Origin of the sequence: Undibacterium umbellatum (genome assembly GCF_014284125.1) — a bacterium.
Lineage (GTDB): Bacteria > Pseudomonadota > Gammaproteobacteria > Burkholderiales > Burkholderiaceae_D > Undibacterium > Undibacterium umbellatum.
Genome location: NZ_JACOFX010000018.1, coordinates 21710 through 34967 on the forward strand (window position 1 = coordinate 21710; position 13258 = coordinate 34967).

The window sequence follows — 13258 nt, forward strand, 5'->3', positions numbered from 1 at the left end:
ACACGCTATCTGGGCGTACTTGTCAAAATATCGAAGTATTTGATTGGCTCTTCTAAAAGAATCCATATTGTTCATTTTTCCTGAAGAAAATCACAGGAAATCAAATACTTATTATATAAGCAATAATTTGAAACACTTTGAAACAGCCATGTTCACGTGTGGGCTGCTTCTTATACACTCCTGGCTGACTTGCAATTCTTGCAGGTTTATTCATTAATCCAAGCTGCATAGCTGCTTCAAGCGCATGTGGCACACCCACGACAGGAACATCCATGGAACTGGCAAGCACCCATCAAGGTTACGGTCCAGCGCGTGAGCGTTTTATCAGCAAGACCTTTAATCATCTCGGTGGCGCAATTCTGGCGTTCACTGCCATTGAAGTTGTTTTATTCAAAACCGGTATCGCTGAGGTCCTGGCACAAGCCATGCGCCACTTGCCATGGTTCCTCATCCTTGGCGCATTCATGCTGATAGGCTGGCTGGCATCGCGCGCTGCGCATACGGTAGAAAGCCTGCCGCTGCAATACGCCGCTTTGGGTGCCTACATTGTGGCAGAAGCCATTATCTTCATCCCCATCCTGTACATTGCCAACGAGGTAGCACCTGGCGCGATTGCCACGGCTGGCCTGGTCACTGTATTGGCGACAGTGGGCCTGGTGGGTATTGCCTATGTATCGAAGAAAGACTTTTCTTTCCTTGGCAGTGTATTGAAATGGTGTGGCCTGGTTGCTTTGGTACTGATCGCTTGCGGCATGATTTTTGGTTTCCAGCTTGGCTTGTTCTTTTGCGTAGCCATGGTGGCCTTTGCTGGCGCATCCATCTTGTATGATGCCTCCAGCATCATCCATCATTATCCTGAGGACCGTTATGTCGGCGCATCATTGCAATTATTTGCTTCTGTTGCCCTGATGTTCTGGTATGTATTGCGTATCGTCATGAAATTGCGTGACTAAGCATATCAACTACTAGTACCCGCATCAATTCCAGCCTGCTTCACCGCAGGCTGGAATTCTCCTCCCCCCGCCTTATCTGCTTGCCTTACTGCCGTTTTTCGATACTGCAGCTTGTCCGCTTTTACCCTTTATCCTGAAGTCTGTTGTCAACATGGCCTGGTCCAGTACATAGCTGGCCTTGATCAATAAATCCACCGCACCCAGATAAAACTTCGGATTAATTTTATCTACCGTGTCGCCGGGTTGGTGGTAATCGGCGTGATCCTCCACCCCAAAATAGATATGTGGGACACCCGCCAGGAAAAAGGGTGAGTGATCCGATTGTTTGGTCCAGTCATCTTGCCCCTGTTCTGGCCTGTCATGGCCAAACTTGAGTTTCACGCCCTGATTGCCATCCAGGCCGAGCAGCAAATCCTTTAATACAGGCGTATGGAAGGCGCCACTGGCATAGAGCTCCCCTTTGTCGCCTCTGGCTATCATGTCGAAATTCATATTGATGCCTATGCGCCCCAGATCAACGACAGGCTTGGCGGCAAATGCCCGCGACCCGCTCAGGCCCAACTCCTCTGCATCAAACAAGATATACATGACATCATGCTGTGGCGGGACCTTTTGCATGGCTTCAGCGATGGCCAATACCGCCGCCACTCCTGAAGCATTGTCATCAGCACCATAATAAATCTTGCCGCCACGTTCACCCAAGTGATCATAATGGGCAGTAATTGCCATCATTGGGGCTGTAGCATGCGCGCTCATGCTGCCATTGCGGCAAGCCAGGATATTTTTGCCTTTACGCGTTCCCCCCTGGCGCGGCTGAAATTCAAATTCATGGACAAAGTCATCCTTACACGGTGTCAAACCAATTTGCTGCAAGCGGCTGACAATATAATCGCGTGCCAGGGCACTACCCTTGCTATCAGTTGCCCTGCCTGCCATTTCTTCACTGGCCAGTTTTCTGATATCCAGCATGGCCTGCACCGGTTCAGCCGCTTGCACAAAGAAAGGCATCAGGCCAAGTACGGTGACAGGAAATAAGTTGCGTATAGTTTTGCCAAGTTCAGTTTTGCCAAGTTCAAACATAAATCTTCCAGCCATTTAATAAAAGATAAACTTCAGACCAATAATTGCGGATGTAAGTTCTATTTACTGAAAATACCATTAAGCTCTTGGGTGCATGTACCAATATCAACAAAATCATCACACAGTTTCAAGCAAGCTTGCAATTACTGGCATTACATGGCATAAACCCCAACCTGAGTTTCTGCGACACGGTATTTAACATTCTCGTCTGCACTAATTTTTAGCCTGCGCTTACGTATCACCAGATTTATCCGTCAATGTCGAATTTAATAAAACTTGTTGTTAATACAGATGCAGGGTTTGAAGCCCTGGCGGCTTCGTGGCGTCTGCTGGAAACACAAGTGCCACAGTTATTGCCCTTCCAAACCTATGACTGGAACCACGCTTGGTGGAAAGTATTTTCTGATTCATCCTGGTATCACAAGGATGAATTGGCCATCTGCACCTTGCATGATAATGGGCAGTTGGTCGCCGTCATGCCGCTGACGAATACCCATGTAGGATTGCATAGCCTGTTCATCTATCGCTATGTGCGGCCTTTTGGTGCCGATCCCAACCTGACAGAGATCCGTGCGCCACTAGCCTTGCCTGCCTATGATGAGACCATACTGCAGCAATGGGAAGATTTATCCAGACAAGAAACCTTTGGCGTGACCGAGTTTCAGGTCATCCATACCAAACTGCATGCTGAACAATTTTTAGCCAGCAATGCAGCAGTTCATCCACTGCAAGCCAGAGAAATCCCCAACTTCATCCTGCATCTGGATGATAGCTGGCCCTGTTTTAAAAGCAGGCTCAAGCGTAATATCAAGGAATCCTTGCGTCGCTGCTATAACTCGCTGGCACGCGACAATCTGCAATTGGGCCTGCAAGTCTGGCAAGGGGCTGAGGCTATCAAACCAAGGCTGAATGATTTTTATGCCCTGCATGCAGCCCGCGCTGGTGCCACCAATACGGTAGAACACCCAGATTATTTTGCTCCCCCCCAGCACCGCGCCTTCATGGCTGCCCTGCTGGACAGCGATTTTGCCAACCGCATGCACTTGTTTTGCCTGGAACTGAATGGCCGTGTAGTCGCCATGCGCCTGGGCTTTGACATGGGTGAAGAACTGTATTTGTACTATTCTGGCTATGACTTGCAATTTGCCCGCTACAGTGTCATGACTACCTTGCTGGCCGAGATCATACAGTGGTCTTACACGCAAGAGTTCAAGCGCATCAATCTCTCAGTAGGCGAAGATGTTTCCAAAACCCGCTGGGGGCCGAGCGTCACCCACTATGTGGAATACCAGTGCGTGAAAAACAATGCCTGGCGCAAGAACCTTGGCAATAGCATTTTGAAGATGCGCAAATTACGCAGAAAATGGTCTGAGAAAAAGTCAGACTAAACGGTTCACGACTTCGCCCCTGCCTGAAGTTTCATACCCATGTAAAAACGGTTACACTTGCCCTGCTTAACACCTTCACAAGCATAGGCAAAGGACTACACTTGCGCTTCATCCATACTTCAGACTGGCACCTGGGCCAAACCCTGCATAGCGCCGAACGCGGGCTGGAACATCAGCATTTTCTTGACTGGCTGTGCATCACTCTGCAAGAGCAACAAGCCGATGCATTGCTTATCGCGGGTGACATCTTCGACAATGCCAATCCCTCAGCCGCATCGCAAAAACAGTTTTACCGTTTTTTGCGACAGGCCAAGATGCACCTGCCTGATCTGAATATCATCATCATCGCGGGCAACCACGATTCACCCGCCAGACTGGAAGCGCCCGGCCCTCTGCTCGACGGCATGGATATCTGCGTCGTCGGCATGGTGCCGCGTCTGGCCGATGGCAGTATCGATGTGTCAGCGATGGTAGTACCAATAAGGCAGAATTCCGGGATTGTGGCCTGGTGCCTGGCCGTGCCTTTCCTGCGCCCCGGAGATGTGCCCCGGGTCGAGAATGCCAGTGACCCTTACATGGCAGGCATAGCCCGCTTGTACAAAGAGGTGAGCGACCATGCCCTGGGCTTGCGCCAGCCCGGCCAGGCCATCATCGCCATGGGACATTGTCACATGGTCGGTGGCGAAATATCCGAAGACTCTGAGCGCCGCATCGTTATCGGCGGCACTGAAGCCTTGTCTGCCAGCATGTTCGACAGTCACATCACTTATGCGGCACTGGGGCATTTGCATCTGGCGCAAAAAGTGGGCAAGCAAGAACATCTGCGTTATTGCGGCAGCCCCCTGTCCCTGTCGTTTGCTGAAGTCGATTATCGTCATCAGGTTTTGTGTGTGGATATTGATGGTGACAAGCTCTCTCAAGTAATACCTCTCTATGTACCTCGTGCAGTCCAGCTCTTGCGCATTCCCAAGCTGGCCGCTCCCTTGCCTGACGTACTGGATGCGCTCGACAGCCTCGATCTGGCTGGCATCATCGAAAACAGCAAAGGGACGCAATATGATCCCTATCTGGAAGTCAGGGTCAAACTGGATGCGCCGGAGCCCGGTCTGCGGGCGCGCATAGAAAGCTACATCGCAGGCAAACCCTTGCGCTTGTTAAAGATAGATCCGCATTACCCGGGCAAGTGGCAGGATGAGAATAGCGATAAAGAGGCCATTCAGGATACGCTGGACCGCCTGCAACCTGAAGACATCTTCCGCCGTCTGTATCAAGGAAAATACCAGCAGGAAGCACCGGGCGACATGCTGCAAGCCTTTGGCGAACTCTTGCACGGTGAGGACATGCAATGAAGATACTCGCCATACGCGGTAAAAACCTGGCTTCGCTGGCGGGTGAATTTGCTGTCGATTTCACCCAGGAGCCTTTGCAATCTGCCGGTCTGTTTGCCATCAGCGGCCCCACTGGTGCAGGTAAGAGCACGCTGCTGGATGCCTTGTGCATGGCCTTGTATGAAAACACGCCCCGCCTGATCAAGGCAGGCACCACAAAATTACCCGACGGTGCCGATGCAGTGACCCAACAAGATACCGGCAACCTGTTGCGACGAGGCACTGGCGAAGGTTATGCTGAAGTGGATTTCGTGGGCACAGATGGCAATGCCTATCGCTCACGCTGGAGTGTGCGACGTTCACGCAATAAAGCAACAGGCATCTTGCAGCCGACCGCAATGTCACTTCACCAGTTACCGCAACTACAGCCTATAGGCGGAAAGAAAACCGAGGTCAAGGAAGAAATAATCAAGCGTCTTGGCCTCAAGTTTGAACAATTCACGCGCGCCGTTTTGCTCGCACAGAACGAGTTTTCCAGTTTTTTAAAAGCCGATGACAATGACCGAGGTGAACTACTGGAAACCCTGACAGGCAGCGACATCTATGGCCAGATTTCGCAACGTGCCTTTGCGCGCGCCAAACTGGAACGTGAAGCGCTGGAGCGTTTTCATGTGCGTCTGGCGGATAACAAACCGCTGAGCACAGAAGAACGCACCCGACTTGATATTGACTTGGGCCTAAGCAAAACCAAGTTGGAGCAACTGGATAGTCAACTCACAGAATTACAAACGCACCTGCGCTGGCATGCAGATGATAGCAAGTTGCTGCTGGGTATACAGCAAGCGCAGCAGCAATTGCAAATACATGAGCAAGAGAAGATAGCGAGCACAGCAAGAGCAGCCTATCTGCAACAAGTAGAAAGCATACAAGCTGCCCGCCCATTGCTGACAGAACTCGAACGCCTGCAACAGGCAATCAGCCAGGGCCAGGCAGAAATCGCTACAGCCCACAGCAACATACAGGCAAGCACGCTCAGCGCACAAGAAAAACATCTGGCGCTGACGCAGGCACAGCAAGCATTGCAACAAGCCGAGCATGCTCTACAAGAAGCAGCGCCTTCGCTGGATACAGCCAAGGCACTCGACAGCAGCCTGAACATCTTGCGCAGCAACTGGCTGGCTGCACAACAAACACAGGCACAGGCGGAACAGGTACTGGCAACTGCGCGTCAACAACTTCACAACAAGCAGGGTGACCTGGCACAACTGCAAAAGAAGCAGCAAGAACTGCAATTGTGGCTAACCCGGCACGCAGGCTTGCAAGGTCTGGCCGACAACTGGACAGCATGGGAGTTATTACTGAAGCAGGCAGCAACAGCCAAGAAAGATGCCAGTTACCAACAACAAAACATGCTTGATCTACAAAAACAAAAAGACAAGCAAGAACAACTACTGGCAGAACGTGCACAACAACTGCAAGCAAGTGAACAAAACTGGATAGCTACAGAAAAAAAACGTGAAGAAACTGCAGACAATCTGGCAAAATTTGACTTGCCCGGTTTGCAAAAGCAAAGACAGACACTCGATCAGAGACGTGAACTATTGAGCAGCGCTGCAGACTTGCACAGGCAAATGCACGAGCAGGCACAACGCAAGCAAGCTCTGAAAACTCAGCAGCAAGCCTGCCAATTGAGCATTCAAGCTACAAATAAAACCATTGCCAAAATTCAGATTCAATTGCCCAGCCTGATAGCCGCAAAAGAACAGGCACAGAAAGGCCTGCAACTGACCCAGGCTGCCTGCAATGCCAACGTAGAAAGCTTGCGTGACACCTTGCAAGACGAACAAGCCTGCCCGGTCTGCGGAGCAACTGAACATCCCTACAAAACCGGCAACCTGCAATTGCATGCCTTGCTGGTGCAGTTGGAAAATGAACTCAGACATTGCCAACAAGTCGAACAAGACCAGCGCCAGTTTCTGGCAATAGCCACAACTGAACAAAAGCAATTTCAGCAACAACAAAAACAATTGCAACAAGAGCTGACGGTATTGCTGCAACAGGAACAAGACTTAGCAAGTGCATGGCAAGCGCACAGCATCACCGCTGAATTGCAGAATGCGAAAATCGAGCTTGAGCAAGCCAGCGCCTGGTTAAGCAGCCAACAAACTGGCTTGCAAGAACAACTGCAACAATTGCTCAAGGCCGAGCAAGCCTATCAGCAAGCAACAAAGACCAGGGATGAGGCATACGCCGATGCAGAAAAAATACGCCGCACCCTGCAAGAGCATAAAGACAGCCATACAGCGCTAGTCCATGCTGTTGAAAAGTTCAGCACTGCACTTACACAAGCGACGGAAAAAGAACAGGATGCCAGTCAAAAGCTGGATGAAGCCTTGACCCTGTTAGCATCTGCATTCGCAGCGCAATCAGACGATGGCAGTAGTTGGCAAGACAACTGGCATGCTTCCCCTCTGGAATTCCAGAGTCAATGTGCTGCCCATGTACAACAATGGCAAAGCCATCAACTCACCTGCAAGCAAAGTACTGAACAACTGGCGAAGCTGCAGCTGGAAATTGACAAACTGCAAGCACAATCGCAACAGCTTGAAGAGCAATTTTCCAGCGAAAATAAACGTTATCTGGATGCAGATACTGCATTAAAACAGCAACAAGCTAAACGTCAGGAATTATTCCAGGGCCGCGCCGTCAGTGACGTAGAAGCGCAATTCATACTGGCCATCACTCAAGCAAAAACGACACTGCAAACCCAACTACAAGCGCATGATGAAATACGCCAGCAACTGGCACGCCTGCATGAAGCGCAAGAACAAATCAACAAGCGTATTGTTCAGCAAAACCAGGAGCTGCGCATCGCCAAGGAAAAACTGCACGCATGGATAGGCCAGCAGCAAACTGTTGTAGAAAACCTGGACGAAGCACACTTGCGAGAATTGCTGGCACATACACATGCCTGGATCAATGCAGAACGCCTGGCCATGCAAGCCATTCACAATGCAGTCGAGCAAGCGGCAACCATACTGCGTGAACGCAGCCAGCAAAGACAGCAGCATCTGCAACAACTTCCGTCAGTGTTGAGCTTTGCGCCAGCAGAAGCGGTGCACGAAGAAACCGGGCAAGAACCAGAAAATGCAAGGACGGAAACAAATGAGACTGCACATCTGCAATCCCTGCTCCGAAACTTGAACGAACAACGTCAACAAATCCAGCAAGAATACAGCCACCACCAGCTTGTTTTTGCACAGGACGAGGCACGCCACCAACAAGCTAAAGACCTCATCGCCAGCATGCAAGGACAGGAGGCACAAACTCGCCTGTGGGCCCAGATGAATGAATTGATAGGTGCAGCCGACGGCAAAAAATTCCGCAACTATGCCCAGCAAATCACGCTGGATGTCTTGCTGGCTTATGCCAATCAACACCTGCACCAGCTCTCACGTCGCTACCGCCTGCAGCGCGTGGCAGACACCCTGGCACTGATGGTCATCGATCAGGACATGGGCGATGAACAGCGCTCTGTGCATTCACTGTCTGGCGGTGAATCCTTCCTGGTATCGCTGGCCCTGGCGCTGGGCCTGGCATCGCTGTCCAGTAACCGTATCAAGGTCGAATCGCTATTCATCGACGAAGGCTTCGGCAGCCTGGATGCCGACACCCTGCGTATCGCCATGGATGCCCTCGACAGCCTGCAAGCGCAAGGCCGCAAGGTCGGCGTGATTTCGCATGTGCAGGAAATGACAGAGAGAATTGCGACGAGAGTGGTTGTGCAGCGAATAGCGGGGGGGAGTAGCTCTGTGGGTGTGGCTTGAGTGGGTTGAGTGGGTTGCGGTTTGAATGACTAGTGCAAGTAAAGGGAATACAAAGTAATGATTGCATAAAAAACACTTTTAGTGTTAATGTGATAATGTTTTATTAATTTATCCTGCGCAACAAATCATCAAACCTTAGTTTGTATGACTACGACTCATTCCACTTCACAACAACGAAAGACGCTCATGTTACTCAAAAGTTTAGCTTCGCTTTTTTGCGTTGCTGGCGCAGCATTACTATCACAGGCAGTACAAGCTGGGGCAGTTAGCGACGTCATTACAGTCAATACCTATTTGCCCGGCCACCAAATGGCACCAGGAGTTGTCTCAAGCCCTACCGGTGAAAAGCTGATAGCCTGGCGTGACGAGACACAAAACACTTACTATCTGCAACGCATCGATACGGCGGGCGTACTTTCTCCCAACAAGATGCTGCTCCCCTTTGAACAAGCCACTGCCATCGCAACAGCTCGCTCCGGAAATTTTATAGTCGTATCCCGATCACAATTTTCCGCTCAGCCCGGGTATTTGATTAATCTGTATGATCGCAACGGCAATCTGATTAGCGCTCCTATACGTTACAGTACCAATCCAAATGCTGCTGGTGGAGTTAGTATCGCACCCAATGGAAGTTTCGTCGCTGTATATTCCGAGCCCTCACCCTTGGGCTACACACTGTTCATGAAACGTTACACTGCCACTGGTACACAGATTGGTTATGCTATTCCCATCGCACAAACAACCAATGGTGCCCTGCTGGGTGGTGGCGGCGTGGCTTTTGACGATGCTGGCAACATGACAGTCACCTGGATGAATATTCTCTTGTCCGTACCAGATGTATGGATGCGCCGGTTTGATGCTTCCGGCACACCGACCAACACACCTGCAACTGTACACTCGAATACAGCCGGCACACAAACGGGTGGATCAATCGCAATGAACTCTTCAGGAAACTTTGTCATCGGCTGGTGTGACAATCAGCCCAATACCAACATCTGGAATGCCTACGTGCAAAGATATAATGTATTGGGCCACCCTGTGAATGACCCAATACGACTTAACGCGACAGACTTGCCACGTGAACCGTCACTCTCGGTAGCAATGATGGATGACGGCAGTTTCGTTGCAACCTGGAATACCGATAGTGCATTTGGAGCACCACCTGGCAAGGCAGCTATCAAAGCGCGGCAATTCCGAAGCGATGGAACACCTGCTGGAAATGAGTTTTATGTCAGTCCACCGGATGGAGATTCGGGAGAAGCAGCAAACGTCGCAATGGATATGGCAGGCAACTTTGTAGTTGGCTGGCAAAGCTACAATGCAGTCACCGGGTATGATGCAAAAATACGCGCCTTTAAAATGGATACCCTGCCACCTACGCAGATATTGATTAATGGCCAGACCGTCCAAGGCATTTCTGGTGCAACTGATAGCTGGAAATATTTCAAAATCACAGTTCCGGCTGGTACAAAGAATCTGAGTGTAAACATGACCGGATCACAAATTGGTGATGGTGATGTGTATTTTCGCTGGGGTGGCTATCCGACTTTAAGCAAATGGGAAATTCGCCCTGCTTTGAATGGTAACAACGAAGCTTTCACTGTTGGTACACCTCCTGCTGGCGATTTCTATATTGCCATTCATGGATACTCTGCATATACCTCCAACAACCTGACTGTCCGCTATTGGTAATATGTCAGGCGTTAGCCAATAAAAATACAACAGCACTGGATCGTCATTTTCAGTACGGTCCAGTGACTCTAGTGAAACAATATCTCCCGCCATACAAATTGCTATGCTCTTCTCGATATGTTCTTCTATGGCCAGGGCATACAAATCTCATAAAACAAAAAGCAATATTGAATCACAAGTCAAACGCGTGTATGTTCCCGCAATCAATCAACTCCTACACACGAAAGTAAAACTCCATGATAGACGCACTCATAGCCGGACGCATTTACGGCCAGGTCGAAGAACGCGCAGGGCAAAATGGCTCTGTCTATGTCACTTGCAAGGTGAGGGCAGCCACAGATGATGGTGACTTCATTATCTGCAATGTCATCGCGTTCAATGACAAGGTGCGCGAGACTTTGCTAGCCCTGGGCGATGGTGACAGCCTGTCGCTGTCGGGCGCATTGACGCCCAAGGTGTGGACAGACAAGCAGGGGAAGTCCAGGCCTGCACTGGATTTGATAGCGCATACAGCAATAACCGCACACTTGAGTTCTCAGGAGCATATCCAATAGTTCCCTGAAAAAATCTCAAGGGATCGCTGCATCACGCTAAATTTATTACAATAAAAACAATAATAACGTAAAACATCGTTTCCTATCCCAGGAAAAAACCACGAGAGCATTTGCTTGCCTCTGGCACGGGCGTACTATTCAACTTACGTCCACCCGCAGACTTACTACCAAGGGGAAATATGCCAGCTTCAGTCCGCTTATCTCTGTCTCGCATGCAGATATTCATGCGGCAAGTGTTTGTGCTGATGCTGGTCTGCCTCTTATGCCTGCAGAGTGCCACGGTACAGGCACAAAAACTGAGCATTTATACCGAAGACTGGCCCCCAATGAACTTCAAGACCAAGACTGGTATTGATGGCATGGCAGTCGATATAGTCAAGGCTTTGCAGGCAATGACGGGCAACAAGGAAAACATACAACTGGTGCCATGGGCGCGTGGCTACAAGGCGGTGCTGGAAGATGAAAACGTCATGCTGTTCAGCTTAGGTCGCTCACCCGAACGTGAAAAGCTCATGAATATGCTGGGGCCTATCGCCATTTCCAAAACTGCAGTCTATACCCGCAAGGGAGAAGCAGCACGCCTGAAAGCACTTGAGGGTGAACTCTACAAATTGCCGGTTGGTGCCTACCGTGGCAGCATCTTTGCTGATGCTGCAAAAAAGAAAGGCTTCATCAATCTGGCCCAGGCTGATTCACCCTTGAACTCATCCAAGATGCTGTTTGCCCATCGTTTTGATTTGTGGGTTGAGGGCAGCCTGGCTGTCAATTCCGTATTGCAGGAAAGTGGGCGCACTGCGGCTGAGGTAGAAGAAGTCATGGTGCTCGACAGCCTGGAATTGTACCTGGCATTTTCCTTGAAAACCCCGGCTACCACGATCACCCTTTGGGAAAATGCCTTGCGACAAATGAAGAAGGATGGCAGTTTCCAGAAGATCCATCAAAAGTGGTTGCCGGGTGAAACACCGCCACTGGAAGTGTTCAGAGTTGAGGGTGGGCATTAAATTTCAAGGGGTGCATTCATCCATGGTCAACGTCTCTGAGCCTGTGATTCGACGGCTAGACTGGTCTGCTCCACATGCTTGCGTTTAGTCTTCCGTGCCAATATGTTACCCATACCCAATTCTGTTTCGACTTGTAAAAGCACTCCCCCTGCTTCGGCTTTGCTCTTATCCTAGCGCCTTTCATGTATTGCCCCTATAGAGAAGATCAGCAAAAAACTGGCTCGATACTGGCAATTTTGGCCCACTTCCCATCTGCATCATGCTGAAAATTTTAAAGAATTTAATTTCCGGAAAACCGGCAAATGACAGTGCAAATTCTGCTGGTGAACACACATCAGTATCCACATTTGTGCAAGAGATAGACAGCGACAGTGCCGGCAGCATCTTAATCAATGCGTATTGCACATGTGCACATGTGCCGCCACTTAACTTTCCGCATAAGCTGAATAGCGTGCGCGATTTGCATGATCCTGACATGCATGGTCATCTACAGGGATTTATTGGCTACGTACTCAAGCGTGGTGATGGGCAGATGACGCACCAGCGTTATCATGTGATGCGTCACATACAGCGTGTACAGCAGCAAGTCAGCCTGTGGATAGATGAGAGCCAGCTGGATGCTTTTTCTGACTGGGCAGTGGCAGCGAATGCCATCGTCTTCATGCAGGATGGCGATATCCGAGACCCGCACGGTTATGTCTTGCTGGCTGCGGCAGATGGGGAGATAGAAACAGGTGCTAGCGTGCCTTACCCGCCACAGGCCTGGCAAAGAAAGGCTAGAACCGATACCTTGCTGGCAGAAAAAGGGATTGCAATACCGGCACACTTGCCACCACTGGTCAGCGAAGACGAATTGCAATTGCGTCCAGCAGCAGAAATACTGGGACGGGCGCTGGCTTTGTACATCGTTGCACTGCGGGCAGAATCGGTGGCGACCAATCAAGCCATACCTTCGATAGACTTGACCGAGCGCTTCCCACAGGTGCATGCGTGGTTGTCTCCAGATGAACGTGAATTTCTGGAGACAGAAGAACCAGGGGACGATCTCTTGCCCCAGTTTGCCTGGCGCTATGAATCGCTGTACGTGCTGGAATGGGTGCTAGGCTTGCAAGATGAACTGACTTTTGCTGACGCAATTTGCGATGTTCCACTAGTTGCCCGCAGCATGATGAATCTGGATTTTGAAGACACTCTGGCAAAAGCCAGCACCCGCCCGGCCAGCCAGATACTGGATGCCCTGGACTTGCATTACCGCCTGCACTGGCTGGTACGAGAAACCAGGATGAAAGAAGTAAGCTTGCCACTGAACCTGGAGGCAGGTGTCATCTATGAGCGGCACTATGCACTGAACTGGCTGGTGAATTTTGAAGACGCGGCTTGGGATGAGGTGGATACACCAACGTAAAAGCATCTTTCTCAAACTCGCCCAGCGGGC

10 protein-coding genes are annotated in these 13258 nt (G+C 50.3%); 8 read left to right on the forward strand and 2 right to left on the reverse strand.

Annotated features, from left to right (window positions below):
* Window positions 1-100 precede the first annotated feature (100 nt).
* A complete protein-coding gene (locus H8L47_RS23920; protein ID WP_186956157.1) occupies window positions 101-274 on the reverse strand; it encodes a hypothetical protein in 174 nt (57 codons plus the stop codon).
* On the opposite strand from H8L47_RS23920, the gene H8L47_RS23925 reads away from it, so the two are divergent.
* On the forward strand, window positions 273-953 hold the full coding sequence (locus H8L47_RS23925) for a Bax inhibitor-1/YccA family protein (RefSeq protein WP_186956159.1): 681 nt from the start codon (window positions 273-275) through the stop codon (window positions 951-953). The genes H8L47_RS23920 and H8L47_RS23925 overlap by 2 nt on opposite strands.
* A gap of 72 nt (window positions 954-1025) precedes the next feature.
* On the opposite strand, the gene H8L47_RS23930 is transcribed toward H8L47_RS23925, so the two are convergent.
* The gene (locus H8L47_RS23930) at window positions 1026-2033 is read right to left on the reverse strand and encodes a M20/M25/M40 family metallo-hydrolase (RefSeq protein WP_186956161.1); all 1008 of its coding nucleotides are present in this window, start codon (window positions 2031-2033) and stop codon (window positions 1026-1028) included.
* Between the two features lie 257 nt (window positions 2034-2290).
* Between H8L47_RS23930 and H8L47_RS23935 the strand changes: the two genes are divergently transcribed.
* The 7 genes from H8L47_RS23935 to H8L47_RS23965 all read left to right on the forward strand — a co-directional run bounded on the left by H8L47_RS23935 (window position 2291) and on the right by H8L47_RS23965 (window position 13228).
* Window positions 2291-3421 (forward strand): GNAT family N-acetyltransferase, encoded by a 1131-nt coding sequence (locus H8L47_RS23935; RefSeq protein ID WP_186956163.1) that lies wholly within the window; start codon window positions 2291-2293, stop codon window positions 3419-3421.
* Between the two features lie 101 nt (window positions 3422-3522).
* Window positions 3523-4770: an exonuclease SbcCD subunit D C-terminal domain-containing protein gene (locus H8L47_RS23940; RefSeq protein WP_186956164.1), complete on the forward strand. Its 1248-nt coding sequence runs from the start codon at window positions 3523-3525 to the stop codon at window positions 4768-4770.
* Window positions 4767-8576 (forward strand): SbcC/MukB-like Walker B domain-containing protein, encoded by a 3810-nt coding sequence (locus H8L47_RS23945; protein WP_186956167.1) that lies wholly within the window; start codon window positions 4767-4769, stop codon window positions 8574-8576. The genes H8L47_RS23940 and H8L47_RS23945 overlap by 4 nt, the downstream gene beginning before the upstream one ends.
* A gap of 186 nt (window positions 8577-8762) precedes the next feature.
* Window positions 8763-10268, forward strand: a complete 1506-nt coding sequence (locus H8L47_RS23950) for a PPC domain-containing protein (protein WP_186956169.1) — start codon at window positions 8763-8765, stop codon at window positions 10266-10268.
* A 236-nt stretch (window positions 10269-10504) separates the two neighbouring features.
* The gene (locus tag H8L47_RS23955) at window positions 10505-10822 is read left to right on the forward strand and encodes a single-stranded DNA-binding protein (protein WP_186956171.1); all 318 of its coding nucleotides are present in this window, start codon (window positions 10505-10507) and stop codon (window positions 10820-10822) included.
* 179 nt (window positions 10823-11001) lie between these two features.
* Entirely contained in the window at window positions 11002-11823 is an 822-nt protein-coding gene (locus H8L47_RS23960) for a substrate-binding periplasmic protein (protein WP_186956173.1), read from the forward strand.
* A 259-nt stretch (window positions 11824-12082) separates the two neighbouring features.
* Window positions 12083-13228 carry a DUF4272 domain-containing protein gene (locus H8L47_RS23965; RefSeq protein WP_186956174.1) on the forward strand — a complete coding sequence of 382 codons (1146 nt, stop codon included), beginning with the start codon at window positions 12083-12085 and terminating at the stop codon, window positions 13226-13228.
* The last annotated feature ends 30 nt before the right edge of the window (window positions 13229-13258 follow it).